This window comes from Lysinibacillus sp. FJAT-14222 (genome assembly GCF_001278875.1).
Classification (GTDB): Bacteria; Bacillota; Bacilli; order Bacillales_A; family Planococcaceae; genus Lysinibacillus; species Lysinibacillus agricola.
Genome location: NZ_LIYL01000018.1, coordinates 189,270 through 216,105 on the forward strand (window position 1 = coordinate 189,270; position 26,836 = coordinate 216,105).

At 36.5% G+C, this 26,836-nt stretch carries 26 protein-coding genes; 19 read left to right on the top strand and 7 right to left on the bottom strand.

Features of this window, described 5'->3' with window-relative positions; translation table 11 throughout:
- Together AN161_RS08710 and AN161_RS08715 are read left to right on the top strand one after the other, a co-directional pair.
- A complete protein-coding gene (locus tag AN161_RS08710; RefSeq protein ID WP_053593963.1) occupies positions 1 to 315 on the top strand; it encodes an antibiotic biosynthesis monooxygenase in 315 nt (104 codons plus the stop codon).
- A gap of 338 nt (positions 316 to 653) precedes the next feature.
- A complete protein-coding gene (locus AN161_RS08715; RefSeq protein WP_053593964.1) occupies positions 654 to 881 on the top strand; it encodes a hypothetical protein in 228 nt (75 codons plus the stop codon).
- Position 882: 1 nt separating this feature from the next.
- Here the strand turns inward: AN161_RS08715 and AN161_RS08720 are convergent, their stop codons facing one another.
- Positions 883 to 1,533, bottom strand: coding sequence for a hypothetical protein (locus AN161_RS08720; protein WP_053593965.1), 651 nt, complete (start codon positions 1,531 to 1,533; stop codon positions 883 to 885).
- A gap of 358 nt (positions 1,534 to 1,891) precedes the next feature.
- On the opposite strand from AN161_RS08720, the gene AN161_RS08725 reads away from it, so the two are divergent.
- From AN161_RS08725 to AN161_RS08750, 7 genes are all read left to right on the top strand, one after another.
- Positions 1,892 to 2,788: a polyprenyl synthetase family protein gene (locus tag AN161_RS08725; RefSeq protein WP_241774530.1), complete on the top strand. Its 897-nt coding sequence runs from the start codon at positions 1,892 to 1,894 to the stop codon at positions 2,786 to 2,788.
- Between the two features lie 12 nt (positions 2,789 to 2,800).
- The gene (gene comX / locus AN161_RS08730; RefSeq protein WP_053593967.1) at positions 2,801 to 2,959 is read left to right on the top strand and encodes a competence pheromone ComX; all 159 of its coding nucleotides are present in this window, start codon (positions 2,801 to 2,803) and stop codon (positions 2,957 to 2,959) included.
- A gap of 65 nt (positions 2,960 to 3,024) precedes the next feature.
- A complete protein-coding gene (locus AN161_RS08735; protein WP_053594040.1) occupies positions 3,025 to 5,256 on the top strand; it encodes an ATP-binding protein in 2,232 nt (743 codons plus the stop codon).
- Positions 5,240 to 5,854 carry a response regulator transcription factor gene (locus AN161_RS08740; RefSeq protein ID WP_241774531.1) on the top strand — a complete coding sequence of 205 codons (615 nt, stop codon included), beginning with the start codon at positions 5,240 to 5,242 and terminating at the stop codon, positions 5,852 to 5,854. Before AN161_RS08735 ends, AN161_RS08740 begins: the two co-directional genes overlap by 17 nt.
- Positions 5,855 to 6,291: 437 nt before the next feature.
- Positions 6,292 to 7,191: a hypothetical protein gene (locus tag AN161_RS08745; protein WP_053593969.1), complete on the top strand. Its 900-nt coding sequence runs from the start codon at positions 6,292 to 6,294 to the stop codon at positions 7,189 to 7,191.
- A gap of 29 nt (positions 7,192 to 7,220) precedes the next feature.
- Positions 7,221 to 7,349 (top strand): hypothetical protein, encoded by a 129-nt coding sequence (locus tag AN161_RS30990; RefSeq protein WP_255349992.1) that lies wholly within the window; start codon positions 7,221 to 7,223, stop codon positions 7,347 to 7,349.
- A gap of 175 nt (positions 7,350 to 7,524) precedes the next feature.
- Positions 7,525 to 8,142, top strand: coding sequence for a phosphatase PAP2 family protein (locus AN161_RS08750; protein WP_053593970.1), 618 nt, complete (start codon positions 7,525 to 7,527; stop codon positions 8,140 to 8,142).
- 185 nt (positions 8,143 to 8,327) lie between these two features.
- On the opposite strand, the gene AN161_RS08755 is transcribed toward AN161_RS08750, so the two are convergent.
- From AN161_RS08755 to thrC, 3 genes are read right to left on the bottom strand one after another with little or no spacing between them, the layout of a single operon-like run.
- Positions 8,328 to 9,011 (bottom strand): 2-hydroxy-3-keto-5-methylthiopentenyl-1-phosphate phosphatase, encoded by a 684-nt coding sequence (locus AN161_RS08755; protein WP_053593971.1) that lies wholly within the window; start codon positions 9,009 to 9,011, stop codon positions 8,328 to 8,330.
- 27 nt (positions 9,012 to 9,038) lie between these two features.
- Positions 9,039 to 9,953: a homoserine kinase gene (thrB, locus tag AN161_RS08760; RefSeq protein WP_053593972.1), complete on the bottom strand. Its 915-nt coding sequence runs from the start codon at positions 9,951 to 9,953 to the stop codon at positions 9,039 to 9,041.
- Complete coding sequence (thrC, locus tag AN161_RS08765; RefSeq protein ID WP_053593973.1) at positions 9,950 to 11,002, bottom strand: threonine synthase; 1,053 nt, start codon at positions 11,000 to 11,002, stop codon at positions 9,950 to 9,952. The genes thrB and thrC overlap by 4 nt, the downstream gene beginning before the upstream one ends.
- A gap of 205 nt (positions 11,003 to 11,207) precedes the next feature.
- Here thrC and AN161_RS08770 point away from each other — a divergent pair, with 205 nt between their 5' ends.
- From AN161_RS08770 to AN161_RS08775, 3 genes are all read left to right on the top strand, one after another.
- The gene (locus tag AN161_RS08770) at positions 11,208 to 12,437 is read left to right on the top strand and encodes an MFS transporter (protein WP_053593974.1); all 1,230 of its coding nucleotides are present in this window, start codon (positions 11,208 to 11,210) and stop codon (positions 12,435 to 12,437) included.
- Positions 12,438 to 12,906: 469 nt separating this feature from the next.
- Positions 12,907 to 13,056, top strand: a complete 150-nt coding sequence (locus AN161_RS29540; RefSeq protein WP_201406567.1) for a hypothetical protein — start codon at positions 12,907 to 12,909, stop codon at positions 13,054 to 13,056.
- Positions 13,057 to 13,151: 95 nt separating this feature from the next.
- Positions 13,152 to 14,000 (top strand): MurR/RpiR family transcriptional regulator, encoded by an 849-nt coding sequence (locus AN161_RS08775; RefSeq protein ID WP_053593975.1) that lies wholly within the window; start codon positions 13,152 to 13,154, stop codon positions 13,998 to 14,000.
- Between the two features lie 117 nt (positions 14,001 to 14,117).
- Here AN161_RS08775 and AN161_RS08780 read toward each other — a convergent pair whose 3' ends face one another.
- Positions 14,118 to 14,918, bottom strand: a complete 801-nt coding sequence (locus AN161_RS08780; RefSeq protein WP_075807212.1) for a GNAT family N-acetyltransferase — start codon at positions 14,916 to 14,918, stop codon at positions 14,118 to 14,120.
- A 1,115-nt stretch (positions 14,919 to 16,033) separates the two neighbouring features.
- Here AN161_RS08780 and AN161_RS08785 point away from each other — a divergent pair.
- Positions 16,034 to 16,960 carry a manganese-dependent inorganic pyrophosphatase gene (locus AN161_RS08785; protein ID WP_053593977.1) on the top strand — a complete coding sequence of 309 codons (927 nt, stop codon included), beginning with the start codon at positions 16,034 to 16,036 and terminating at the stop codon, positions 16,958 to 16,960.
- A gap of 219 nt (positions 16,961 to 17,179) precedes the next feature.
- Here the strand turns inward: AN161_RS08785 and AN161_RS08790 are convergent, their stop codons facing one another.
- Complete coding sequence (locus AN161_RS08790) at positions 17,180 to 18,559, bottom strand: FAD-dependent oxidoreductase (protein WP_053593978.1); 1,380 nt, start codon at positions 18,557 to 18,559, stop codon at positions 17,180 to 17,182.
- 126 nt (positions 18,560 to 18,685) lie between these two features.
- Here AN161_RS08790 and AN161_RS08795 point away from each other — a divergent pair, with 126 nt between their 5' ends.
- From AN161_RS08795 to AN161_RS08805, 3 genes are all read left to right on the top strand, one after another.
- Positions 18,686 to 19,393 carry a DsbA family oxidoreductase gene (locus tag AN161_RS08795; protein WP_053593979.1) on the top strand — a complete coding sequence of 236 codons (708 nt, stop codon included), beginning with the start codon at positions 18,686 to 18,688 and terminating at the stop codon, positions 19,391 to 19,393.
- A gap of 658 nt (positions 19,394 to 20,051) precedes the next feature.
- Complete coding sequence (locus AN161_RS08800) at positions 20,052 to 20,678, top strand: FMN-dependent NADH-azoreductase (RefSeq protein ID WP_053593980.1); 627 nt, start codon at positions 20,052 to 20,054, stop codon at positions 20,676 to 20,678.
- 307 nt (positions 20,679 to 20,985) lie between these two features.
- Positions 20,986 to 23,346, top strand: coding sequence for a bifunctional 2',3'-cyclic-nucleotide 2'-phosphodiesterase/3'-nucleotidase (locus tag AN161_RS08805; protein ID WP_082340008.1), 2,361 nt, complete (start codon positions 20,986 to 20,988; stop codon positions 23,344 to 23,346).
- 69 nt (positions 23,347 to 23,415) lie between these two features.
- On the opposite strand, the gene AN161_RS08810 is transcribed toward AN161_RS08805, so the two are convergent.
- Positions 23,416 to 23,598 (bottom strand): hypothetical protein, encoded by a 183-nt coding sequence (locus AN161_RS08810; RefSeq protein ID WP_053593981.1) that lies wholly within the window; start codon positions 23,596 to 23,598, stop codon positions 23,416 to 23,418.
- Between the two features lie 806 nt (positions 23,599 to 24,404).
- On the opposite strand from AN161_RS08810, the gene AN161_RS08815 reads away from it, so the two are divergent.
- The 3 genes from AN161_RS08815 to AN161_RS08825 all read left to right on the top strand — a co-directional run bounded on the left by AN161_RS08815 (position 24,405) and on the right by AN161_RS08825 (position 26,594).
- Positions 24,405 to 24,710, top strand: coding sequence for a helix-turn-helix domain-containing protein (locus tag AN161_RS08815; RefSeq protein ID WP_053593982.1), 306 nt, complete (start codon positions 24,405 to 24,407; stop codon positions 24,708 to 24,710).
- Positions 24,711 to 24,868: 158 nt separating this feature from the next.
- Entirely contained in the window at positions 24,869 to 25,783 is a 915-nt protein-coding gene (murB, locus tag AN161_RS08820; RefSeq protein WP_053593983.1) for a UDP-N-acetylmuramate dehydrogenase, read from the top strand.
- 55 nt (positions 25,784 to 25,838) lie between these two features.
- Positions 25,839 to 26,594, top strand: coding sequence for an exodeoxyribonuclease III (locus tag AN161_RS08825; RefSeq protein WP_053593984.1), 756 nt, complete (start codon positions 25,839 to 25,841; stop codon positions 26,592 to 26,594).
- The last annotated feature ends 242 nt before the right edge of the window (positions 26,595 to 26,836 follow it).

Consider the following 26,836-nt stretch of genomic DNA (forward strand, 5'->3'; position numbering starts at 1 on the left):
ATGTTTGTACAAATTAAACGGATTGTCGTGACGGAAGGTAATTCGGATAAAGTTGTTGAGCGTTTTGGTGCCAAAAAAGATGGTCCAACATTGCTTGAACAACAACCGGGCTTTATTGATAAGCAAGTACTTGTAAAAAAAGTACGCCGTGGTGATGAGGAAGTGCTAATTGTGGTTCGTTGGGAATCAGAAGAAGCATGGAAAAACTGGGAGAAGAGCCCTGAGCATATTGCTGGTCATAAAGCAAGTGCTGGTAAACCGAAACCCGAACACATCATCGAAAGCGGTCAAGAAGTTTATTATGTAAAAGGTTAATAATGTAGAGGTGTCTCAAAGTTATTTGAGGCACCTTTTTTGATTCGGAGGATTATCTGGTAAATAAATGATTGAGCGTTCAAATAATTTCTTTTAGTAATGGATGTTACTATCCCGACACTCCTAACGAAAATTTGCTTTAGTATAGATCAGGGAGTATTTTGTGTTGACCGAAATATGTGGGAACCTTGTATTATGTTGTAGAAACAAAAGTGACGGATAGAAGGGTCGAAGTGAAGGATAGCCTCGTTAAAGCAACGGTAGGACGTCATAAAGGAGGGGAAGCACATCTGTAATTGTGCCATCCCCATTATTTATAGTAGGAGCTCGAAAAAAATGTGAGACTTGCTAAAGGGTTATTTTATCTTCATTCGGCAAATGTATTTAGTAGCGAAAGCAAAGCGACAGCTACAAATCTTTTCTGCGCGAAAGCGAAGCGTCAGCGGCAAATCTTTTCTGCGCGAAAGCGAAGCGTCAGCGGCAAATGTTTTCTGCGCGAAAGCGAAGCGTCAGCGGCAAATGTTTTCTGCGCGAAAGCTATAATTACGCCAAGGCGAAATGGATAAACTAATGTTTAATGGACGCTTTATTCCATATATTAAATGCAGTAGTAATATTAAAAGAAATACCACTTTCACTAATGGAAACTCCAGTAAATTTGGCTGTAGATCGTTTAGGTGTCCGATTTACTTCGTTCACAGTAGTAAATTTTCTTGAAGAGGAAATGTCAATTTCTAATTCTGAATTATTGAGATAATCAGATGAGCCGACCGTTTCGCCTATTTTAGCGGCATTTTCAATAGATGTGGTGTTAGAGCAAGTGCTTCTTGCGTTTATAATACTATAGTTTGGAGACGTATAGATTATAGGTGTATGTATATTCAGACCAGAGGTAAATGGGCTTACTAAAGGCAAAATGGATAGACTTTCTTCAGCTGCTCTTAAAATTCCATATGGTTTAATAAAAGTGTCCAGCTTTTGTTGAAAAGTATCTTCAAATCCTGGAATATCACAAATAAAATTTGAAAATGTAGACTTGTTTTTATACTCTGATAAGGTTTCTTGATATGCTTGTTGCTCGGCATGAATAATTATTTGTTCAATATATTGTTGTTCGTTCGAAGGCTTTTTAATGGTGATTTCTTCTTCAGAGACAAAAATTGTACAGGAAAAAGTAGCTGTAAGTATTAAAACATTTTCATTTACTTCGTTTTTCATTTCAATCACTCCCAGTGTTGAAGAATTCCCTTATTAGTAGCTTAAATGGTTCCTATACTTATAACTTTGAATTAACTATGTACAATACTATCTTAGCTTAATTTAAGCGTATCATCAGTGAGGACGCCATTTCAATGGTGAGTTTACGCCAAAAAATGGCGGTCAGTAATACAATACCGCCACTTATTTTTACTATTTCTAAACAAAAAATGGCGTGCCTTCAGAAAGACCGCCATTTTTTGGCGGTCTGCAAAATATTAAGTAAAATATTTCCTTTGTGTTTTAATGTCTAGTATTATTTCCCATTAATCTATATACTATTTAATAGTATGCTTAAGGGGGTAGAGGACTATTGAAGGTGATAGACGAACAAATTAATGAATCATTGGACATTCTTATTAAAAATGAGGCATTGATAGGCCATAAACTACGGTCGATGCTAGAAAGTTTTAAAGAAGAGAAGAAAATAGTAGGCTATTCATTTGGTAAGCTATGTTATTTGCATTATGAAGCATTTACAGATTGTTTGAACGAGGACATCTATAAAGTAGCCGCAGCTATTGAACTTCTAATTTTGTCTTTTGATATTATCGATGACTTGCAGGACAAGGATTCGGACTACACTTGGAGTGAAACACCTGAATTATCATTAAATGTTGCTTTAGCTATGCTAGTGATGGCTTCTAAAACTATTCATGAGACTTCCTTTAAACACAAAAATACTGCTATTCAAATACTAGAGGATTATGCATTACGGAGTATAAACGGTCAGCAGCTAGATTTACTCAATATTTGTAGGGATGAGGAATCATATTTACAAATGATTGACCAAAAGTCTGGTTCTTTAACAGCAATGGGTTGCTTAATTGGTGAAGTTCTTGCAAAAGGAGAAATATCTCCTGAGGTTGAGGAGTATGGGAAATACATAGGTATTATCCAACAAATTAAAAACGATATTCAAAGTTTAAAAACTTGGGGACCTAAAAATGACTTGCTAAATAAAAGATACTCACTGCCTATTATTTATCTTTTATCACAGAAAAATGATGTTTCAAAATCTGTTATAAACTATTATAATAATGATATAGTTGCATTTTTGGATAATAATGCTACGGAAAACGAGTTGACAAATGGTGGTGCAATACGTTATGCAATTACTATTAAAAATGTTTATAAGTTAAAAGCATTAAATATTCTTGAAAATGTAGCTATAAACGAATTGGGTAAAAACTACCTAAATAAACTAATGAAATGAGGAGAGATTTGTATGATTAATGTAATTCAACATCTAGAAAAGAACCCAGAGCTAGTTGCTCTATTAAAGGAACAAAAAGCCTCATTAATTGGAATTTCAGCTATTGAGCAAAAAGCGATACTTGACTCGTTTGAAGAAAAAGTATGCTTAGAAAATGGATTTTGGAACTAAAAATAATTAAACGTATATGGTTTCTGCTTGCTATAAGTATTTACATATTGCTAGGCTCTTACCTAATGTATATTACTTATAGCAAGCCTTCTTTGGGTATAGATTTAAAAGAAGAAAATGGGGAATGGGTAGTAACTAGTTCATATAATAAACAATTAGAGGATGGAATTCGAATTTCTGAAGGGGATGTTATTTTAAGTGTAAATAACATGCAAACAGAGGATGTCCCTAATGTAAAACATGATCATTTAATACGTACGGCAAGCTTACTAACAATAATGAAGCCTAACGAACAAATAATTGATGTGAGAATTAGTAGATTTGATGTACTAGAGCAATATTATTATTATATATTGATAATACCTGCCTGTTACTTTTTTTTAACACTAATTATTGTGTTTTACTTATATTTTAAACAAAAAAATACATCTCTTTTATGTTTACTTATATTATTTATGCTCACTGTTTCCATGGCTTATGTTAGCATTGGTTCATCCGGCGCTCTAAACAGTATTGGTGTAATCGTTAACCGTGGTAGCATGTTGCTATGCTTAGTGTTATTACTCCATTTCTTAAGGAATTATTATACATTTTTAAAAACAAATTGGTTGCTTTCTAACAATATAAAATTGTTTTATATACTCCCTGTGATAGCAATGATATTGGGTGGCACTGGCATTATTTACCCTGCTATTAATAATTTACTTTCGAATATTGTACTAGCTGTGTTCTTCATTTTCCTTATTATCATACTTAGTATTTTATTGCTAAGCTATTTCAAATATAAATCGCCTCAGTTAAAAATTTTATTAATTAGTATACTGATTCCGTTTCTGCCATTCCTTTTTCTATATGCACTCCCTTACATTTTATTTCATCAATCTATACTTTCAGCAGAAATTAGTGCTCTATTTTTATTGTTAATTCCGTTTAGTTTTATTTTTACGCAATTAGCAGAGCGGCTATTTGATATTGAATACCATATTACAAGACTCCGTTACTATGTAATTTTTTCGTTGATTTTTACTGTGTGGTTTATAGTTGGTTTGTATTGGATTGCAGGGAAATATTTAACGATGACCGTAATATCAGGTGTTTCATTTTTTACTTTTTCATCGTTAGTTGTTCTTTTTTACATAAAAGAGAAAGTCGATTACCGAAAACGAAAAATCTTATTTTCGACAAAAGGGGATTATATACATCAGTTATATACGGCAGTAGATAAGATTGGTAAAACAATAAAAATAGATGAGCTTCTAGAGAAATTTGCTCATGAAGTTTCTCTACATCTTGAGCTTGAGCATGTATTTGTATTAACTTATGATTATGACACAAAGCAATTTACATCAACGGTTGAGGGTAGGCTCCCGATTAATCCGGTGTTAATGGAAGATATAAAATTAGGGGAAATTAAAAAATTTGACCAAGTATATCTAGCCTTCCTCCATCAAGATGCGCATTATAAAAGAGTATTAGTATTGGGACATAACAATTCAATTCATTTAAAAGATGAAGAGCTTCTATGGCTTGAATTGCTCTTATTATATGTAAATAATTTCATTGAAAATACTAAGATGGTGGAAGAACTTTTAGAGGAACTAAAACATATGAGGCAGGCCGGTGATAGTCAATTACCTTGGTTAAACAAGTTATTATGGTTAAGGTTTGAAGAGGAGAAATATCAATTAGCTCAAGAACTACATGATACAAATTTGCAAGAGCAGCTTCATATTGCTCGAGAGGTTGATGTCCTTATCAATGCGAAGGATACAACAGATATCCAGCGAAAACTTGCAAAAATTCATAAGCAGATGGTTACATCCTTACATGATTTAAGAGCTTATTGTGAAAATTTGAAGCCCCCATTATTAGACACATTAGGGCTAAATGCAGCATTAGAAAAGCTAATTCGCAAAGTAATAGAAAGAGCTAGTTTTGTGTTAATTTATACGATAGATCGCCTTTATTTAGAGGATGAGCGTATGAATTTAATGATCTATCGACTATTTCAAGAATTACTCAACAATGCTTTAAAACATTCCTATGCAACAACAGTTGAAATTCATCTTCAAGAATGGGACGATGGTTTCGAAATCATTTACAAGGATGATGGTGTAGGCTGCAATGTTAATGATATTATTGTCGCAGAATCGATGGGACTTCGGGGTATGCAAGAGCGTGTAAAGGCCTTTAACGGGCATTTTTACATCGATTCACAGGCTAATGAAGGAATGTCTATTAGAATTACAGTAAAAGAAGGAAGTGACACACTTGATTACGATGCTCATAGTGGATGATCACCCTATTGTGTTAGAGGGAACGAAAAATTTATTTCAAGAAAATGAAGATATTATAGTTGATACAGAAAGTGATGCAACTCATGTCATACAGAGAATTAAAGACAAACCCTATGATATCTATTTAATTGATATAAATATGCCGTTAGAAAATGGTATCAATTTAGCACGCAGCATTAAAGCTATCCAATCAAATGCTTCAATTATCCTTTATACGGGTGACGATACTACTGATTATTATCCACTTATTTTAGAACGGAAAATAGAAGGTATTTTAGCTAAAACAGCCTCTAAGGAACAAATTTTACGAACTGTTCGAGCCATTGCAAATGGTGAAATTGTTTTACCTCAAAATTTCTTGGATTTTCTCGATAATCGATTTAAATTGCAGGACGCTAAACTCGATATTCACTTAAACGAAAAAGAAAAGAAAATTTTAAGACTGATTGCGGAAGGGCATACGAATAAAGCAATTGCTATTGAGCTAAATATCCCTCAACGAACAACCGAAAGATATTTAACACAGCTGTTTTCTTTGTTGAATGTAGATTCTCGTACCGAGGCTGTAAATCTTGCAGAAAGAATGAATTTACTATAGTTTATCTATATGTTATACTCATTGATATTGGTATATTTTTCAATAAAAAGGGAGAGATTAGGTGTATTTGGAGTTCCATATTTTGACTTAGGTAATTATCCCTTAATCATAATTCTAAATACCTATAATCCTCGTGTGACACCGCCATTTTTTGGCGGTGTTTTTTATATGACCGCCAAATCACGCCAGAAATCGGGTCAAAGACCGCCAAAAAATTGGCGTAAACCCAACGTTGAAATGTCGGTGTAAGTACTGGTAGGCTTAATATAATCGTGGTTAAGTAGATTTGTTATAGTAAGTAATAAATATTTATAAGATTTCGTTTAAAATAAGCAGCCTGACTATCTATGAATAAAGTAGAGATTGTAGATTTTTTTAAGATACTAGCTAGTCAACGTACTTCACCATAAAACTTTATATAAAGGTAGGCGTGTATTTTGAAAGTAGAACTTGAAAATTTATTTTCTATAGATGAATCTAGTCAAGATCAAGTCATTAAAGTGTATAATCGCTTTGGTATTTTTATCGGTGCCCCTGAAATAAGAAAAAGAAATTTAAAGGCATCATTTAATCCTATTTTCACATTAAATGAAGATGTAACATATGAACATGTAGCAGCATTATATAAATCATTGGAACGCGAATTAGGGATTGTTTCAATCGGAGAACGTTTTTACTTTGATTTTTCAGATAGCGAATATGAGCAAGCACCATTGTTTACATTAAATTCAACAGGTAACTCACCTGATATGTTTATAGACGATAAAGGAACTTTATTTTCTATAAGCACCCATTGCCAGCATTGTGGACTTAAGGAAAAAGAGCAACTTTCACCATTAGTGATAGATACAACAGAAATGAAAGATCGTCATCTAGTTCATGTGAGCGGATATTGGGTAGCGTCACAGGAATTAGTGACATTAATGAAGCAAGAGAATATTAAAGGCTATGAACTTTTAGAGGTTATTCATCAAGGACCGGAAGAAGGGAAGCAACAAGCCTTTCAAATTATACCGACACAAGTATTACCAGAATGCAGCACTGAAAGAGTTAAATTGTATTTTGCGACAGAGCAACCACCATGCCGATGTGGTTTAAGTGGGATTATCAACGGACCTGATATTTATCAGTGCAAAGATGTAACCAATTTAAAAGACGATGTATTTTTCTCGGCAGAATGGAGCCATGATGGAAGGTATTTATACCGAAAAACTTTGTTCAGTAGAAAGTTTAGAGAATTAATTATTAAAAACAATATATCTCGTGAAGTAAGAGGAGAGAAGGATAAAAACTTTGGACCAAAGGATTGGTTATTTGATCCAGTATTATTAAAATAATTCAAACTGAAGATGAGGAAGTGTATATTTTGTTTAGAAAAATAATACCTATCGTTGCAATCTTATTTATCGTTGCATTAGCTCTTTCAAATTATTTTAATAAAGCAGAAGAAAAAACATTTGTCATACCTCAGGAAAGAGGGGGCACATTGGGTTAGATAAAGTTTCACCAATCGGGCAATTACGGACAGTTAACCTCGTACCTAACTTCGTTTCTCTAAATTTGGGGTGGGGAGTATTACAAGGGATAAAAAGCAAATTCACCTCTAGCTGACTTAAATATGATATGATGTGAAAAATATAACAGCATAGAGTTTTGAGGTGGAGTATTATATGAAAAAATGGGCTTATCCTTTAGCGGTATTAACGCTCATTATCTTTTTTGTGTTACGTGTTACTTTTCAAAGTAAGTTAATCAATACATTTGATACAAAAATGGCTGATTTATTTTTCGGTAATCGATTTATAGAATTTTTTCATTATATAGGAGAACCGGCATTTGTAGTGTCTGTGGCTATTGTTCTAATAGTGTATTTAGCATGGAAAGTAAAAAATTATCGAGGCATATTATTTGTTTTGTTAACAATTGCAGGTGGAAATGTTCTGAACCAATTATTGAAAAAATGGGTGCAACGACCAAGGCCTGAAATTGAGGAACAATTAACATCCTTTAGCTTTCCATCTGGACATGCTATGACAGGCATCTTGTATTTATTTACAACTGCCTATATTTTTTCGGAGAACAATAGCAAGGGGCGTAAAACTATACTTTGGCTTGGGGCAATTATATTAACGGGACTTATTGGTTTGTCACGAGTTGCTGGTGCCCGTCATTTTGCTTCAGATGTTTTGGCTGGATGGAGTATGGGGTATACGTGGTTCATTATCTGTGTCTTTTGGTATGAACGTCGAAAGAGATTTTTTATAGCGAAAAATAAAGTGAAACTTTGATCAGTGGGGGGTTCTTCATCCTCCACTGATTATTAGTATTCACTAATCGGGCATTTACGGCAGTTAATGCGGGATAAATCATGAACGTGGAAAGGGAGCCATCTAATTGGAGGATGGCTCCCTTTGTTAGATAGAAATAAGAGCGGCACTTATTAACCATACCGCCATTGCTCTAATTTTTTTCATTACATTGAAACAGCCTTTTCTGCTTCCATAAGCTCTTTTACCATTTCTAAGCAGTCATAGAATGTCTCAAAGGGCTTATAAGGAAGATGAAGGTCTTCGCAGCGTTTAATAAGATGATCCCTAGCAAGCACTAAATCTGCCTGTTTTGCAGCCTCAAAATCAGAAAGGGAATCTCCAATCACGATTTTAAAATGATCGCTCTGTGCGACCTTTCGCATGACGCTTGGCTTGCAGCAGCCACAGCCCTGTGTCTCAAATTTCGCACATTCCTCATCACAGCTATTTGAAAAGACGAGCTTAATTTGTTGTCCTGAAAAATCAGCGCTATTACAATATATATCAGAAAATGGGCCGTATTTTTTTAGAAGTGGCTCAATGAAAAAATCGACACCTCCACTAACAATATAAAACGGAATATGTTTCTCCCGTGCGAAGCGAACGAAATCGCCAAAACCCTCGCGTATAATGGCCGTATCTAATAAATATTGGATAACAGCATCCTTTTGTTTAGTTGATAATAGCTCAAACATTGCTGAAACGCCATCTTTAAAGGTTATAGTTTGTTCCATCATTGCTTTAGCAATTTTCTCAGATTCTTCTGGAACGAATTGAGTCATTAGTGAGACGATATTATCTGTTTCTGTTATAGTGCCATCAAAATCACAGAAAATAATTGGTTTCAAGCTACTTCCCCCTTCAAGAAAAAATGTCTACTTTTGCAGTAGACGTTCAAATTTTACCTGTACACCATATTCATCGGCTTTTGTTAAGATAATTTGATGCTCTGGAAATTGATTTTTCATGGCATTTACGAAATCATGTGCAATAGCAGTAGGGATGATGGAAATTAGCGTTGGCCCTGCTCCGCTTAAAGCTGTTCCAAATGCACCATTAGCCTTTGCGGCTTCATGAATCTCTGTATATTGTGGAATTAATTTGGCGCGGAAAGGTTCATGGAATAAATCGGCTTCCATATAACGACCTGCACGCTCAAAATCACGAGCCATTAATGAGGCAGCTAGCATATTTGCATTTGCAGAGGCATTCACTGCATAGGCACGTTCAAATTGTTCTGGTAAAACAGAACGAGATTCACTTGTTTTTAGTTCGACATCGGGTACATACACAACAAAGGAAGCATCAATATCATTGAAATGAAATGTATCGACAACGCCATTTTCATTCATTGAAGAAATTGTTAATCCTCCTAATACTGAAGCTGTTGCATTGTCTGGATGTCCTTCGATTTGTGAGGATAAATTGAGTTTATCCTGTACAGTTAAGCCTAGGTCACAGACTTGGTTAGTTAGTTCAATTCCTGCAACGATGACTGCTGCACTGCTCCCTAAACCACGGGCTAATGGAAGCTCACTTGCCATTTCAACACGGCAGGCAGGTAGCTGCTTACCGTATTGATCCGCAATTTTTTTGGCAATCACGTATAGTAAGTGCTCTTCCAACTCAAACTCTTTAGGACCATTATCATCGAGATGGATAATTTCCCATCGATCCTGTATAGAAACAGTTAACTTTAAGTAAAGAGACAAGCCAAGTCCTATTGAATCAAAGCCAGGGCCTAGATTGGCTGTGCTCCCAGGAACTGAGATTTGCCACATATTACTCATAGTACACCCTCGATGTATTTTCGAATTTCTTCCTCATCATTTTTAAGTGAAACAACATCTACAGTCGAGACATTCATTGCAGTATCAGGATCTTTCAATCCATTACCCGTGAAAATTGTAACAACTTTAGAGCCCTTTGCAATTTTGCCATTTTCAACTGATTTAATAACACCTGCTAATGATGCAGCTGAGCCTGGTTCAACGAAAATTCCTTCAGTGCCAGCAATTAATTTGTAAGCAGCTAAAATTTCTTCGTCTGTAACTGAATCAATAATTCCGCCAGACTCATCACGAGCTGCTTCAGCAAATTTCCAGCTTGCAGGATTACCAATTCGAATAGCTGTTGCCACTGTCTCAGGATTAGCAATAGGTCCACCTTTTACAATCGCTGCTGCACCTTCAGCTTCAAAGCCGAACATCTTTGGTAAACCAGAGCCTTTTGCTACGTCATATTCTTTAAAGCCCTTCCAGTATGCAGTAATGTTACCTGCGTTACCAACAGGGATGCAAAGATAATCTGGAGCTGCTCCTAAAGCATCTACAATTTCAAATGATGCCGTTTTTTGCCCTTCAATGCGGTATGGATTTACAGAGTTTACAAGTGCCACAGGAGTTGTTTCACTTACTTGACGAACAATATTTAATGCATCATCAAAATTACCGTCGATTTCGATAATCTTTGCACCATACATTGTCGCTTGTGCTAGCTTACCTAGAGCCACTTTTCCTTTAGGAATAACGACGATAGATTGGATTCCTGCACGTGTTGCATAAGCTGCTGCCGCGGCTGATGTGTTACCAGTTGAGGCACAAATAACACATTTGCTACCGTCTTCAATTGCTTTTGCAACGGCAAACACCATACCACGGTCTTTGAATGAACCTGTTGGATTTGCACCTTCGATTTTTCCATAAAGCTCAATGCCAAGTTTTTTAGATAAATTTACTAAATGTATAAGAGGCGTATTGCCTTCGTTTAAAGTTAAAGCAGGTGTGTTTTCTGTTACGGGTAAAAATTGTTTATATTCTTCAATAAGGCCTTTCCACATAACGTTTACGATCTCCTTTTGTTCTTATAGAAAGAACAGTTGTTTTTGTATAAAAGACATTTTAACGCAAATTGCCCTATGTTTTCAATAGCATTTCAGAAATTGTCGAAACAATTCGGTAATTTGAATTTTGCTTGTCACTTTCTTGAAACAACTGTATAGTAAACTTACGATGTAAAGTCAAGTGTAAAGACAGGTGGTTGAAATGACAACAAATACAGTATCAACGAATAAGCCTCAACAATCTATTTCTCGTAATAAACTTTTGGGGGTAGCGGGTGTAGGCTGGCTTTTCGATGCAATGGATGTAGGAATATTATCATTCGTTATTGCAGCATTAGCAGCTGATTGGGGATTAACACCAAGTCAATCGGGCTGGATAGGTAGCATTAACTCAATTGGGATGGCTGTAGGAGCACTTGTTTTCGGTGTGTTTGCCGATAAAGTGGGACGAAAGCAAATTTTTATGTGGACGCTTGTATTATTTTCTATTGCAAGTGGCTTGTCTGCATTTACAACTACATTAGCAGCTTTTATGGCACTGCGTTTTTTTGTAGGTATGGGGCTAGGAGGAGAATTGCCAGTCGCATCAACATTGGTTTCTGAAAGTGTAGAAGCCAAAGAGCGTGGGCGCGTGGTTGTTTTACTGGAAAGCTTCTGGGCAGCAGGTTGGTTAATCGCTGCACTGATTTCGTATTTTGTTATTCCATCATGGGGGTGGCGTGTTGCGTTATTGTTAACGGCAATTCCAGCAATCTATGCAATTTATCTTCGCTGGCACTTACCTGATTCACCACAGTTTGCAGTAAAGGCAGAATCTAAGAAACGTAGTGTTGTGCAAAATATTCGAGAAGTATGGTCGAAAAAATATGCACGCTCGACACTTATGTTATGGGTATTATGGTTTACAGTTGTATTCTCGTATTACGGTATGTTTTTATGGCTACCAAGTGTCATGGTTGGTAAAGGCTTTGACATGATTACGAGCTTTAAATATGTTCTCATTATGACGCTTGCACAACTACCAGGCTACTTCACAGCAGCATGGTTTATAGAAAAAATCGGACGGAAGTTTGTTCTTGTTTCCTATTTAATTGGTACAGCTGTAAGTGCTTTCATTTTCGGTAATGCTGAGACACTGGCAGTACTGTTAACATCAGGAATGTTTTTATCGTTCTTTAACTTAGGTGCATGGGGTGCACTCTATGCTTACACACCAGAGCAGTATCCAGCAATTATTCGTGGTACAGGTGCAGGAATGGCAGCAGCTGTTGGGCGCATCGGTGGTATTTTTGGACCTTTGTTAGTAGGCTCTTTATTAACAGCAGGTTATGATATCGGCTTTATCTTTGCTATTTTCTGCGTAGCGATTATTATCGGTGTTGTTGGGGTAATATTCCTAGGTCAAGAAACGAAACAAATTGAATTAGAATAACAAAGATAATCATGTCTTGGATGAACTATAATCCAAGACATTTTTATGATTCAATTACATAAAAATTAGAAATTATTAATTTTTATACAAATATTTTTAAAAATCTGTTAAAATCACAATCAATAAGGTACATCACTGAAAATGGGATGGCATTTTGTTAAAACGTATAGCATGTGGATAAGTTGATCTTCGTTCCGACTGGGCGACTCCTTGGGATCGGCGTCACAGATGAGACCCTGGAGCGAAGCGGCTCATCGGACGCCCCTGGAAAGCGCCAAGTTGGAACGGAAATCAACCAACGGGTTATAGTGATGATTAATCAATCGACTTCGATAATGAAAATAGAACAATTTTATGTCATTTTATTATGAACTATCACGTTAGCAAGTTAATGCGTTGAAGATTTTTCTGAAAAGTCATTGTATTCAGATTGTAATCGTGATACTGTATTTTTAACTACTTTCAGCAGGTGTCTTTTGTACCGAAAGCGAAGCGACAGCAACAATGTTTTACCTGTGCGAAAGCGAAGCGACAGCAACACGGTTTTAACTGTGCGAAAGCGAAGCGACAGCAACAACAACAACAGCAACAACAACAACAACAACACACGACTGAGTGACCAACATCGTGCCGAGGCATAATTGATTCGAATCTAGAGTCAGTAGGAAACAATCTCCATTCGTGATAATTTCATTGAAAGAAGGGTTGTTAGAAATGAGTATTAATGAAGAAATAAAAAGAAGATTTATTAGGCTGTCGAAGGGACAGCGTAAAGTTGCACAATTTGTTATGAATAACCCTACAGCTGTAATAGGGAACGGAGCAGCAGAAGTAGGTAGACAGGCTAATGTTAGTGAATCGACAGTTATTCGATTTTGTTATGCGATGGATTTTTCGGGCTATGTAGAGCTTCAAGACGAAATTAGAAGCTATTTAATGACTCAAGATGATGGGGCGAGTCTTCAACCTTCATATACTTCAAGTTTTAGTAAGATAATGCAACGTGATATTCAAAATATTCAAGATACTATTCATTTAATTAATGATAACATGCTTCAAAAGAGCGCAAAATGGCTTCATGAGGCGGATAATGTTTACATTTTAGGTACTCGTCAAGCTGCGTCCATTGCAAATTGGTTATCGTACACAATGAAAACTTTACGTCAAAATGTGAAACAACTTCGTTTAGATTCCGATGATATTGTACAACAAGTTAACAGTATGGGGGGGCACACAACGTTAATAGTTTTTTCGTGTGACAAGCATTCAATCGATATTAAAACGATCGTAGAAATTGCGAAGAAGAAAAAAGTAAAAATTATTGCCATTACTGATTCGGCGTTGTCGCCTATTCGAGATTATGCAAGTGCGTTATTTGCACTTTGTATGAAAAACCAATCTTCATTGGACGTTATTCCAGTTTTATTTTCATTTTTACATGCGCTAATTGAGGAAATGATCAGTCAGGATAAGGCGCAATATGTGAAATATCAGCAATCGTATGAGCAAGTAGAACATAATTTATTATTCTTAGATGCGGTAAGAGAAAAGCAAGTATTCTAAAATATTAACGCGTAGATAATGTACAAGGCTGATCTATGCGTTTTTTTAACTACTTTAAAACAAGGCCACACATAAAAAAGATGCCCAAATAAGTTTTAGACATCCTTGAAAAGAAGCTTATAAAATTTTACTTAAGCTATATTCGTTAATAAAGGTATCATTTAATTTAATGGCGTTTTGTCGAATACCTTCTTGCTGAAACCCTAATTTTTTAAACAAATTTAAAGCACTATCATTATGCTCCATAACAGATAATTCTAAGCGCGAAATATCTCGCTGTTTAGACCAGCTTTCAACTGCCTTCATAAGCGCTGAACCGATACCTTGTCGTTGATGCTCTTCCTTAACAGCTAAGCGGACTGATGCAACATGCTTAGCTTTAGAGTGTTTATATCCATGGATAACGGCATAGCCAGCAAAAATACCATTTAATATACAAAGTAAAATCGTACGGTTTTTCAGTTGTTTCCAATAGACTAAATCTTTACGAAGCTGTTGGACTGTAAGGTCTAATTCGTTTTGCATGTTATACATGAATTCAGTTTGTTGGAAAATTTCTTCTTGCAAATGAATAAATGATCTAGCGTCTGATGCTTCAATTGCTCGAATTATGTATGCAGATGGGTTGTTGTCATTTTTAGAAATATTACTCGTAGTCTTCATTTGTGTACGCGAGAAAGTTACACTAGTGCCGAGCTTAACATCAATGACATAGTAGCCTGCATTTGTCCATGACAGATAATGAGAAAGAGGGGGCTTTGTTTTCTTCCACCAGCTTCTGTTCAAGTAAGCTGCATTTGGCAAGGCTTGTCCCATTATATTCTCTAATTCGGTAAAGGATAAAGTAATTTCTTGTTGTAAAGCTACTTCAAAATAATTTGCTAAAGGAATATACTTTTTTTCCATCTTCTTTGTCATCGTAATCCCCATTTCCTGTATATCCTAAAATATAGACTACCTGATGATAGCATAAAATTACGGTTTCTTAAATATAAAAACGCAACTATATATCTATTTATAGTAAATATTTTTAATGAACTGTGTATTGTTACTATTAAATGTTAAAAATTGGATGGTAAAAAATAGATAAATATAATAAATTTAATAATAACCAATAAATAGTAAGTAAGGGTTGTTTTTTGCCTATTGCTAAAATTCGGAATGTTGTATATTAAAACGTATGCCATATATAAGTTGGTTGGAGTTGAGGCTGGGCGACTCCTTGTGGATTAGCGTCACAGATGAAACTCTGGAGCGAGCCAATAGAGGAACGAAGGCTAAAAGCGTCACGTTCTGTGATAACACCTTCGTGACCAACATCCTTTTGGCCCAAGCTGCTTATCGGACGCCCCCAGGAAGCTTGCTCTGTGCGAAAGCGTAGCGACAGCAACAATTGTTTTATCTGTGCGAAAGCGTAGCGACAGCAACAATTGTTTTATCTGTGCGAAAGCGTAGCGACAGCAACAACAAATGTTTTCTGTAGCGGCAGCTACAATGTTTTATCTGCGCGAAAGCGAAGCGTCAGCGGCAAAGCGCCAAGTTGGAACGGAAATCAACTCCACTTTATGGTGATTTTCGACATTGACTACAGCGATCTTTAACTTCTTTTATGTTATGTATAGGAGAAGTAAGGAATACATAAAGATGCAGTTATTTTAGAATATGAAATTTTAGTTGTGGATTGATAGTAGATCCTTAATAGAACTTTCACTTTATATCATGTTAGTCTATAAGGTATGATAAAATAACAAGCGTGTTGATTAGGAAAATATAGGTTTATTATTGAGTGATAAAAGGATTTTTTTGTTGATATTTTGCTAATGTATGTCCATTTTAACTGATTGTAACGTAGGGCTACTCGAGTGCTCCTGTCGCTTCGCTTTCGTCGCAGAGCAAAGCTTCCCGCGGGAAAGCGAGTAGCCCGTAGCGGAAATCAGAGCCTTCTAATTAATTAGAATGGATGAAAATGGTTAATCAACACACTTGATAAAATAAAATACAAATGTTTTGGCCATTTAGGAGGAATAAATTTTATGAGTAAAGTTTTAATTTTTGGACATAAAAATCCAGATACAGATACAATTACATCTGCTATTGTATATGCATATTTAAAGCAACAAATTGGCGAAGATGCTGAAGCGGTACGCCTTGGAGAAGTAAATAATGAAACACAGTTTGCATTAGACAAATTTGGCTTTGAGGCACCTCGATTAATTACATCAGTAGTTGGAGAAGCAGAGAAAGTAATTCTTGTAGACCACAATGAATTCCAGCAATCTGCTGATGGTATTGAAGAAGTACAAATTGTAGAAGTAATTGATCATCACCGTATTGCGAACTTCCAAACAGCTGATCCACTATACTATCGTGCAGAACCTGTAGGCTGTACTGCAACGATTTTAAACAAAATTTTCAAAGAAAATGGTGTAGAGATCCCTGCAAACATTGCTGGATTAATGCTTTCTGCCATCGTTTCTGATACATTATTATTCAAATCTCCAACTTGCACAGAGCAAGATGTAAAAGCTGGTGAGGAGCTAGCAAAAATTGCAGGTGTTGATGCTGCTGAATACGGATTAGCGATGCTTAAAGCAGGTGCTGATCTTTCAGATAAATCATTAGAAGATCTTTTATCATTAGATGCAAAAGAATTCCAATTTGGTGAATATAAATCTGTAGTGGCTCAGGTAAACGCTGTCGATATTAACGATGTGCTTGGTCGCCAAGAGGAATTAGAAATTTTATTAAACAAAAATGTAGCGGAAAATGGCTTAGATTTATTCTTCTTCGTTGTAACTGATATTTTAAACAATGATTCAACAGCCGTTGCAATTGGACAAGTAGCAGAGGCTGCGGCAAAAGGATTTGGCGCAGAGCTTGTAAATAATCGCGTTCTTCTACCAGGTGTTGTATCTCGTAAAAAACAAATCGTGCCAGTTTTAACTGAAGCATTGAAATAATGGAAAAGAGGTTGTCCTGAAAAAGACAACCTCTTTTTTATTGTTAAGGAAATTATAGATTTTTATGTTGTGGATAACCCAGGGCATAGTTATCGTCTAGGCTAAAGCGGTACATTCTCGAGGTCGCTTCGATCCCTCGGGCAAAAGTGGTGGAGCGCATACTTTTGCTTCGGGCTCTCCAGCGCTTGTCGGATGTAAACGAGCGCTTTAGCGCATTTGTTAATCTAGCTTTAGTGGGTGCACAGCAGGACCTTCCAGCACTTCCCCTTTGGCATTAAAGCGAGAGCCGTGACAAGGGCAATCCCAAGTTTCATCGGCTTCATTCCATTTTGTTTTACAGCCTAAATGCGTGCAAGTTGGGGTATTGGCATGTCTAAGATAGCCTGATACAAACTCCTTGGCTACGAAGCCACCTACCTTTAGCATTTGCATGAACTGAGCACCGAATTTCGTACGTGATGGTGAATAAAGAGCAATTGCACCTTCCTCAATCCTTGACCCTGTTATTAAGGAGGATAGTAAATCTCCAGCTACAAAAGAATTGGAAATCCCCCATTTTCGATAGCCGGTTGCAATGAAAACATTAGGCAAGGACTGTGTGATCCTGCCGACATAAGGTACCATATCAGGTGTTTCAATGTCTTGCGCTGACCATCGATAGATAGGATCCTGATCGAAATGCCCCTTCAATTCATCTTGAATAGACTCATAATAGGGCTCCGTATTGGTTGTTTCACCTGCAATATGATTAGAGCCACCTAATACTAAATAATGCTCATCGTTTATGGTGGCTGTCCGAATAGAGCGAGTAGGATTATCTACGCATAAATATTGTCCTTGCAGTGTATCAGTAACTTTGCCAGCCACCATATAGGAGCGACTGTTAGAGAGTTTAAAAAGCTGTAGCCCTTTAAAGGCCTCAATAGGATAGTGTGTACCCAAAATAAGCTTGTTGTATTGAACCGACATATCATTTGCGGTATGTAAGTTATTTTGTGGTATGTTTAATTGCTGAACACGGGTACTTGTATAGAGTTTTGCCCCCATTGATAATGCTTCTTTTACAAGGAAATTACAAACTTCTACAGGATGTATTTGTGCCTGCTGGGACATGCTAAGCGCTTTTGTAATTGGGAAGGGAAGCTCTGTATCAGAAGTGATTTTCGCCTTAATATTTAATACTTTATAGGCATTCCACTCCTTTAATAATTGGGCATAACCTTCTTTTGTTTGGCAATAAAGCAATGAATCTACTTGTTGAATACTTTCCTTAGGTAATAACTGTAGAGCTTTATCAACAGCGAGCTGGTTAAGCTGATAATAGAGCCGTGCCTCATCTACAGAAAGTTTTTCTATAAGGTTGTTATAAACTAAGCTATGCTGTGCAGTTAATTTTCCTGTTGAATGACCAGTCGTACCATGACCGATATGGGAATTTGCTTCAAGCAAAACTACATCTACACCTGATTTTGCTAAGATATAGGCTGTATATAGTCCCGTCAAGCCTCCACCGATAATACATACATCACAAGTTGTTGACGCAGGAAGAGATGTTAAGGAGACGGGATCAGTTGTTGCGAGCCAAAGAGATTGTGTCATACATAACCCTCACATTGTTTTTAAGTTCAGTATGTAGATTGGTTTGAAAATTTATGCAATGAAGCATAAAAATTGCCTGATCGAAAGGACTATCGCTACAATGTATCAAAAGGAGCGTGTTTAGCTATGAAAATTGAAATTTGGTCAGACTATGTATGTCCATTTTGTTATATTGGTAAAAAACAACTAGAGCAGGCGATTCAAGATACAGGTTTTGCAGGACAGGTGGAGCTTGTCTATAAAAGCTATCAACTTGATCCAACAACACCTGTGGATGAAAATGTGTCTACATTTGAATCATTGGCGAAAAAGTATGGAATGTCGCTAGAAAAAGCGAAGGAAATGACACAGGGTGTTGCTGCTCGCGCAAAAGAAGTTGGTCTAGACTATAATTTTGATAAGCTAATGGAGGAAAATACATTAAAGGCGCATCGTCTTGTAAAATGGGCAGAACAGCAAGGGGATGTTACAGCACTTGTTGAAGCACTATTACACAATTATTTTATAGAAGCAAAGCGTATTGGCCAGGATAATGTATTAATCGATATTGCTGAGCAAGTAGGCCTGAATCGTGAAGAAGTTGCAAAGGTACTTTCCGGTGATGATTTTAAAACAGAGGTAGAGACTGATATACAAGAAGGACTACAGCTTGGCGTACGTGGAGTACCTTTCTTCGTCTTAAATCGTAAGTATGGTATTTCTGGAGCGCAACCTCAAGAAGTATTTGAAGAAACCTTGCGTAAAGTTGCAGAGGAAGAAGGCCTACAACCTGGATTAAAGATGGCAGGCTCTGGAGATAGTGGAGTTTGTACAGATGATAGCTGTAAATTTTAACTTCTTTCAGCAAGTGTTTTGGTAGCGAAAGCGAAGCGTCAGCTACAAGTGTTTTGGTAGCGAAAGCGAAGCGTCAGCTACAAGTGTTTTGGTAGCGAAAGCAAAGCGTCAGCTACAAGTGTTTTGGTAGCGAAAGCAAAGCGTCAGCTACAGATGTTTTATGTAACGTAAGTGAAACGGCAGTTACAAATGTCTTTTGTGGGATGACCTTTGTTAAAACGTATGCCATGTATTTAAGTAGATTGAAGTAGAGGCTGGGCGATTCCTTGGGGATTAGCGTCAAAGATGAGACCCCTGGAGCGAGCCGGCAGAGAAACGAAGGCTAAAAAAGTCACGTCCTGTGATAACGCCTTCGTGACCAACATCGTGCTGTTACTGTCGCTAGCTTTCGCACAAAAAAACAATGTGTTGCTGCCGCTACGTTAGCACTTCGTTTTCGCGCAAAAAACACTTGTTGCTGCAAGCGGCTCAGCGACGCCCCAGTAGGAACGGAAATCAACCCCACGTTATGGCGATGAGATGCTTTAATTGAAATATCAACATTTCAGTCAAAAGTCTGAGTCTACTTGCGTTGACTTTTTACAGAAAGTTTTTTATTATACTTATATATCTTGAATTCGAGATATTAAACTATGGATTTTAAGGGAGAATTTATATAATGAATGTATTAGTAGTAAAAGCTAACAACCGTCCAGATGGTATTTCAACAAAAATGTATGACACATTTATGGAAAATGTACAAGGTGTAAATGTAACGACTTTTGACGTATTCGCAGAAGACATGCCTTATTTCGGTCAAGATCTTTTCAATGCTTTTGGTAAAGTTCAAAACGGTGAAGAGTTAACTGACATTGAATCACGTCTTTTAGCTGCTAAACAAAAAGCTATGGACGCTTTAACTGCAGCTGACGTAGTCGTATTTGCTTTCCCACTTTGGAACTTAACAATCCCAGCGACATTACAAACTTTCATTGACTATGTATTCCAAGCTGGTTACACATTTAAATATGGTGAAGACGGTCAATTAGTTAGCTTAATGACTGACAAAAAAGCTATTATTTTAAATGCTCGCGGTGGTAACTATTCAGCACCTGAAGCACAGCCAATGGAAATGTCAGTTAACTACATCAAAAACGTTGTTGGTGGCATGTTCGGTATGGAAATTATCGAAGAGGTTATCATTGAAGGTCATAACGCTTCTCAAGATAAAGCACAAGAAATTATTGCAAACGGCCTAGAAGCAGTTAAAAAAGTAGCTCAATCTTTACAAACTGTAAATGCATAAAAATTTATTTTTTAATAAAAGTTCTCTCTAATTTGAGAGGATTTTTTTTTATTTCTTTCAAAGAGGTACGGTAATGGTAAGGAGGTCTGACATATTGGTACTATGCACTTATTTTTGATTTACATTTAATAACATCACATTATGTGAAATAAGTATGAAATAATATTAATCTATCATTTTTTGTTAAAGTGTTTTGCTATTCATTTAAAAGTACATACAATTAGGACTATTTATTCAGTTAAAAAAGTAATTAGTATATTATAATAGAAATCGTAGGAAAATATTAGATTTATAAGGAGGCTGTTACATGAATAAGAAATTAATGACTAAATTCTTGGCGATGTTACTTGTTCTATTCACGGTGTTACCATTTGGACTTTCCGCAAATGCTGCATCAAACGATGTGACACGTGGAGATTACGTGAAAGAATTAGTAGAAAGCTTAAATGTAGAGCTAGGTGATGGTTCCAAACTTGCCTTCACTGATGTCCCAAAGGATTTAGCCCCGTATGTAGAAAAAGCAGTAGAACTAAAGCTTATTAAAGGTAAAACTGCGACATTGTTTGATCCAAACGATAAATTGACACGTCAACAAGCATTCGTTATATCTGCTCGTGGATTAGTGAATGAAAACGCTCCACTTTCTGTATTAGATAAATTTAAAGATGCAGATCAAGTTGCTAAGACACATAAGCAGGATTTAGCAAATGCAGTTGCAGCAAACATATTACAAGGCTTTGAGGATAACACAATTCGTCCTCGTGACTATGTAACAACTGAGCAAATGAAAAGCATTGTTGAACGCTTTGTAGCTGAATATAAATTACCTACATCTGAAACAACAGTAAATCTTCAAATTTTAGGTACTACAGATATTCATACAAACCTTGCAAATTACAATTATTTCTTAGATGCTGAATCAGCTGATGTAGGTTTAGCAAACACTGCTACATTAATTGAACAAGCTCGTACTAAGAACCCAAATACATTATTATTTGATAACGGCGATTTAATTCAAGGAACGCCACTAGGTTCTTATAAAGCGTTAGAAAACGTCTTAAAGCCAGGTGAAGTTCATCCAGCTGTTGCAGCATTAAATGCACTAAAATATGATGGTGGAACTTTAGGAAACCACGAGTTCAACTATGGCTTAGAGTTTTTAGATGAAGTATTAAATGATGCAAAATACCCTGTCGTAAATGCAAACACATACGACGCTAAAACGAAAGAGCGTATGTATACACCTTATGTCATTCTTGATAAAGAGGTTGTAGACAATACAGGTAAAAAGCACACACTTAAAGTTGGCGTTACAGGTATCGTGCCTACGAAAATTGTTGAATGGGATGCTATCCATTTAGCAGGTAAAGTAGAAATGCAAGAACCAGTTGAAGCAGTAAAAGAAGTTGTACCAGAAATGCAAAAAGCTGGGGCAGATGTAATTGTAGTACTTTCTCATTCAGGTATTGGTGGGGACACTTATGTAAAAGGTGCCGAAAACGTTGGATACCAAATCTCTGAAATTGAAGGTGTTGACGCTTTAATTACAGGTCATTCTCATTTAACATTCCCAGGTGACTATAAAGATCTTAAAAATGTTGATCAAGAAAAAGGCAAAATTAATGGTGTACCTACTGTAATGGCAGGTAGCTATGGTAGCCATCTTGGTGTCATTGACTTAAAGCTAGAACAACAAGGCTCTAAATGGGTTGTAGTGGATGGACAAGGTTCTATCCGTTCTATCAAACAAGAAGGCTTAAAACCATCTAAAACAGTTTTAAATGCAATTAAAGAAGCACATGAAGGAACGTTAAAGTATATTCGTCAACCTGTTGGTGAGACAACTGCACCAATCCATAGTTACTTCTCAATGGTTCAAGATGATCCTTCTATTCAAATTGTGACACAAGCTCAAAAGTGGTTTATTGAACAAGAATTAAAAGGTACTGCTGATGAAAATACACCACTTCTTTCTGCTGGTGCACCTTTCAAAGCAGGCTCTCGTAACAACCCTGCAGATTACACAAACATTCCTGTAGGTCCACTTGCGATTAAAAATATGGCAGACATCTATCATTACGATAATACTGTTGCAACGATTAAAGTAACAGGCGCACAAGCAATTGAATGGTTAGAAATGGCTGCTGGCATTTTTGCAACGATCGATCCAAATAAAACGGAAGAACAAAATATTATTGACCCAGAAGCACGTTCTTACAATTTTGATGTATTAGATGGCTTAACATATCAAATCGATGTAACATCACCATCAAAATATGATCGTCGTGGTATTTTAGTAGACGAAAAAGCGAACCGTATTAAAAATGTACAATACAACGGTAAACCAATCGATCTAGATCAAGAGTTCATCATCATTACAAACAACTACCGTGTTGGTGGTTCTTATGGTGCCACATTCAAAAATGAAAATGGCTCTAACATAACAAACTATGCTTATGAAAATCGCCAAGCTGTAATTGACTACATTATGGCTAACAAAACAATTAATCCTGCTGCGGATAACAATTGGTCATTTGCACCGTTCCCAGCAAATACAAAAATTATTTACCACTCTGCTAAGGATGCACAAAAGGTCATTCCTGCTGGCAGCAATATCGAATATTTAGAAGATACAGAAGGCGGCTTTGGTAAGTATTTAATTAAATAATGAAAATAAAAAGGAGAGCGCAAATTATTTGCTGCTCTCCTTTTTGTGTCGTTCAAATGTATGATATTATCACTTAATTGTATTCCAAGAATAAGGGTCATCACCTAACGTGGGGTTGATTTCCGTTCCGACTGGGCGCTTTGCCGCTGACGCTTCGCTTTCGCGCAGATAAAACATTGTAGCTGCCGCTTTGCTTTCGCTACAGAAAACATTTGTTGTTGCTGCCGCTACGCTTTCGCACAGATAAAACATTTGTTGTTGCTGCCGCTACGCTTTCGCACAGATAAAACATTTGCTGCCGCTACGTTAGCACTACGCTTTCGCACAGAAAACATCCGCTTGCGCTCCAGGGTCTCATCTGTGACGCTGATCGAGGGCACTGAAAAAGTCGATTTGCCACAAAAAATGTGATGCAAATCGACTTTTTTGAGTTTATAAATCCAACAAAAGACAGATTTATAATATAAAAAATGAATTTCTTTAGTTTTTTAGTGCCCTTGACGCTGATCCCCAAGGAGTCGCCCAGTCTCCACTTCAATCAACTTATCCACATGGTATACGTTTTAACAAATGTCATTGATGATCCAGAAAATAATATAAATATCCAAATAGTTCCTGGCTCATAACAGTATCTATACAATGGTAATTTTATTTGTTAACGGCAGGAGTCATAAAAATAAAACCATGTGCATCTATATAGAAGTAAATTGCCATTTTCATTGCTGTTATTAGACCCCATGATTACTCTCTAATTGGGCGGCCATGGCTTAATTTCTATGACATTGTTAGCTTCATATGAAACTAGAGACAGTAAAAAGACAGAGTTAATAATACAGGCGTATTGATGAGGAAAATCAGCGTCTTCTAATCAATCGAAACGGATAAAAATGGTTACCGATATTCTATTAAAGTAAATGCCAGAAATGATAAAATATCCTAAAGTTACTTTTAGTAATTAAATATATAATGGTAAATAAATTACTAGAGGTAAATAAGTTACTTCAAATTTACTTTTTTAAAAATAATCGTTACAATAGATTACATAAGAGGTGAAAAAAATGAATGAGTCAAATTTATGTCCTCGTTTAGCTAAAGCAATGGATTTAATCGGAAAACGCTGGACAGGGCTAATTTTATATCAATTATTAGATGGGCCACAGCGCTTTAATGAGATTGAATCAGCTTTACCTGTAAGCGGCCGTTTATTATCGGAACGTTTAAAAGAGCTAGAAAAAGAAGGGCTTGTTGAACGCAAAGTGTATTCAGAGGTACCGGTGCGTGTTGAATATTCTTTAACAGATAAAGGTCGAGCACTAGAAGGTGCAATTCGCAATATCGAGTCATGGGCAACGAGCTGGCTTTAAAGTGTGAGGACTATCAAAATATCTGATTATCTCTGCACAAGAAGTCTCGCTGACTGTTAAGGTGAGATAAAAAATACTCTTCATTTTACTTGTCAAATTAGGGTTCTAAATCCATACTAGGGTAGAGTAAGAAGGACGTTAGAAAGGAATTAGCTCTCATGACAAAAGAACAATGGGCGGCGGATTTAGCACAGAGCGTTAATCCAGCCAATATTAAGTTAGATGAATCATTACAGCAATATACTATGACAAAACTAGGTGGTAAAGCGGATGTTTTCGTTCTCGTTGAAACTGAGGAAGAAGCAGCGACAGTTATTCGCTATGCTTACATGAATAATATACCGTTATTAATGTTAGGTAATGGATCTAATATGGTCGTTCGTGATGGCGGTCTTCGAGGGATCGTTGTTACATTTTCACTTTTAGATGAAATTCATATTAATGGTGACCATGTTTACGCGCAAAGCGGTGCACTTATAAAGGATGCATCAAAGCTAGCGGCAGCAGCATCTTTAACAGGCTTTGAATTTGCATGTGGTATCCCTGGCTCAATTGGTGGAGCTATGGCAATGAACGCAGGTGCATATGGTGGTGAAATTAAAGATATTATTATTTCATCAAAAGTGTTAACAAAAGAAGGCGACATTTTAATATTATCAAAAGAAGAGCTTGAACTCGGTTATCGTCAAAGTATCATTGCCAAGAAGGGGTATTATGTACTCTCATCTGAATTTCAATTATCTAACGGTGTGCAAGAAGAAATTGATGCGAAAGTTGCTGATTTAACTTTTCAGCGAGAATCTAAGCAGCCGTTAGAATACCCATCAGCAGGGAGTGTTTTTAAGCGCCCGCCAGGCCACTTTGCAGGCAAGCTTATTCAAGATAGTGGCCTACAAGGAAAAGGCGTAGGTGGTGCAGAGGTATCAACGAAGCATGCAGGCTTTATTGTTAATAAAGGTAATGCAACGGCTACTGATTATATTGCGACAATCCAGATGGTACAACGAGTAGTTAAAGAAAAGTTTGGCATCGATTTAGAAACAGAAGTTAAAATCGTTGGTGATGATTTATAGGATACTGCGCTCTTCGCTAATGGCGGAGAGCGTTTTTTGAGGAGTGAAACAGAAAATGAAATTTATATCATGGAATGTCAATGGAATTCGAGCTTGCTTGGGCAAAGGTTTTTTAGATTTTTTCAATTATGTAGATGCAGATTTTTTCTGTATTCAAGAAACGAAGTGTCAGGATGGACAAGTGGAGATTTCACTTGAGGGATATGAACAATATTGGAATTATGCACAGAAGAAAGGTTATTCAGGTACAGCTATTTTTACAAAGCATACGCCACTTTCAGTACATTATGGTGTTGGTGAGGATGAATCACAGGAAGAGGGGAGAATTATTACGTTAGAGTATGAAGATTTTTATTTAGTGAATGTCTATACCCCGAATTCACAGCGTGATTTAGCTAGACTACCTCTTCGTTTAGAGTGGGAGGATCGGTTAGCGCTATATTTACAAGAGCTAGATTCCAAGAAACCTATAGTATACTGTGGCGATTTAAATGTCGCGCATATGGAAATTGATTTAAAAAATGCAAAGTCGAATGTTGGTAATTCAGGTTTTACATATGAAGAACGTGCAAAAATGACTGAGCTATTGGGTAGTGGTTTTGTGGATTCATTCCGCTACATGCATCCTGATACAACAGACCACTATACATGGTGGTCCTATATGAATAAAGTACGAGAACGTAATATTGGGTGGCGTATTGACTACTTTATTGTGTCGGAGAGTCTAAAGGATAAAATTGATGTGGCAAGTATTCATTCAAACATTATGGGCAGTGATCATTGCCCAATTGAATTACAGCTTAATCAGTAATATCTATGAAAAATAAAATGGTTAGGGGAATCTCTGTTGCACTTTAAATGAGGGTAGTTTCTGTTCCAAGCTACTCGTGTTCCTGTGGGCGCTTCCTCGGCTGATGCTGCGGACACTTCGTTTTGCCGAAGATCTACTCTAATTAATGACACCATAATTTCATTGAGACAATATTTTTTCAACAACATAAAAAATCGTATTTTCTAAAAGGAAATGCGATTTTTTTTATATTTTTACAGTTA

Bases quoted from the DNA above. Each gene is read 5' to 3' on its own strand.
- AN161_RS08710 (WP_053593963.1), top strand. From the start codon at position 1: ATGTTTGTACAAATTAAACGGATTGTCGTGACGGAAGGTAATTCGGAT.
- AN161_RS08720 (WP_053593965.1), bottom strand. From the start codon at position 1,533: ATGAAAAACGAAGTAAATGAAAATGTTTTAATACTTACAGCTACTTTT.
- comX (WP_053593967.1), top strand. From the start codon at position 2,801: ATGATTAATGTAATTCAACATCTAGAAAAGAACCCAGAGCTAGTTGCT.
- AN161_RS08735 (WP_053594040.1), top strand. From the start codon at position 3,025: ATGTATATTACTTATAGCAAGCCTTCTTTGGGTATAGATTTAAAAGAA.
- AN161_RS08740 (WP_241774531.1), top strand. From the start codon at position 5,240: ATGCTCATAGTGGATGATCACCCTATTGTGTTAGAGGGAACGAAAAAT.
- AN161_RS08750 (WP_053593970.1), top strand. From the start codon at position 7,525: ATGAAAAAATGGGCTTATCCTTTAGCGGTATTAACGCTCATTATCTTT.
- thrB (WP_053593972.1), bottom strand. From the start codon at position 9,953: ATGAGTAATATGTGGCAAATCTCAGTTCCTGGGAGCACAGCCAATCTA.
- thrC (WP_053593973.1), bottom strand. From the start codon at position 11,002: ATGTGGAAAGGCCTTATTGAAGAATATAAACAATTTTTACCCGTAACA.
- AN161_RS08770 (WP_053593974.1), top strand. From the start codon at position 11,208: ATGACAACAAATACAGTATCAACGAATAAGCCTCAACAATCTATTTCT.
- AN161_RS08775 (WP_053593975.1), top strand. From the start codon at position 13,152: ATGAGTATTAATGAAGAAATAAAAAGAAGATTTATTAGGCTGTCGAAG.
- AN161_RS08780 (WP_075807212.1), bottom strand. From the start codon at position 14,918: ATGACAAAGAAGATGGAAAAAAAGTATATTCCTTTAGCAAATTATTTT.
- AN161_RS08785 (WP_053593977.1), top strand. From the start codon at position 16,034: ATGAGTAAAGTTTTAATTTTTGGACATAAAAATCCAGATACAGATACA.
- AN161_RS08790 (WP_053593978.1), bottom strand. From the start codon at position 18,559: ATGACACAATCTCTTTGGCTCGCAACAACTGATCCCGTCTCCTTAACA.
- AN161_RS08795 (WP_053593979.1), top strand. From the start codon at position 18,686: ATGAAAATTGAAATTTGGTCAGACTATGTATGTCCATTTTGTTATATT.
- AN161_RS08800 (WP_053593980.1), top strand. From the start codon at position 20,052: ATGAATGTATTAGTAGTAAAAGCTAACAACCGTCCAGATGGTATTTCA.
- AN161_RS08805 (WP_082340008.1), top strand. From the start codon at position 20,986: ATGAATAAGAAATTAATGACTAAATTCTTGGCGATGTTACTTGTTCTA.
- AN161_RS08810 (WP_053593981.1), bottom strand. From the start codon at position 23,598: ATGTTTTATCTGTGCGAAAGCGTAGCGGCAGCAACAACAAATGTTTTC.
- AN161_RS08815 (WP_053593982.1), top strand. From the start codon at position 24,405: ATGAATGAGTCAAATTTATGTCCTCGTTTAGCTAAAGCAATGGATTTA.
- murB (WP_053593983.1), top strand. From the start codon at position 24,869: ATGACAAAAGAACAATGGGCGGCGGATTTAGCACAGAGCGTTAATCCA.
- AN161_RS08825 (WP_053593984.1), top strand. From the start codon at position 25,839: ATGAAATTTATATCATGGAATGTCAATGGAATTCGAGCTTGCTTGGGC.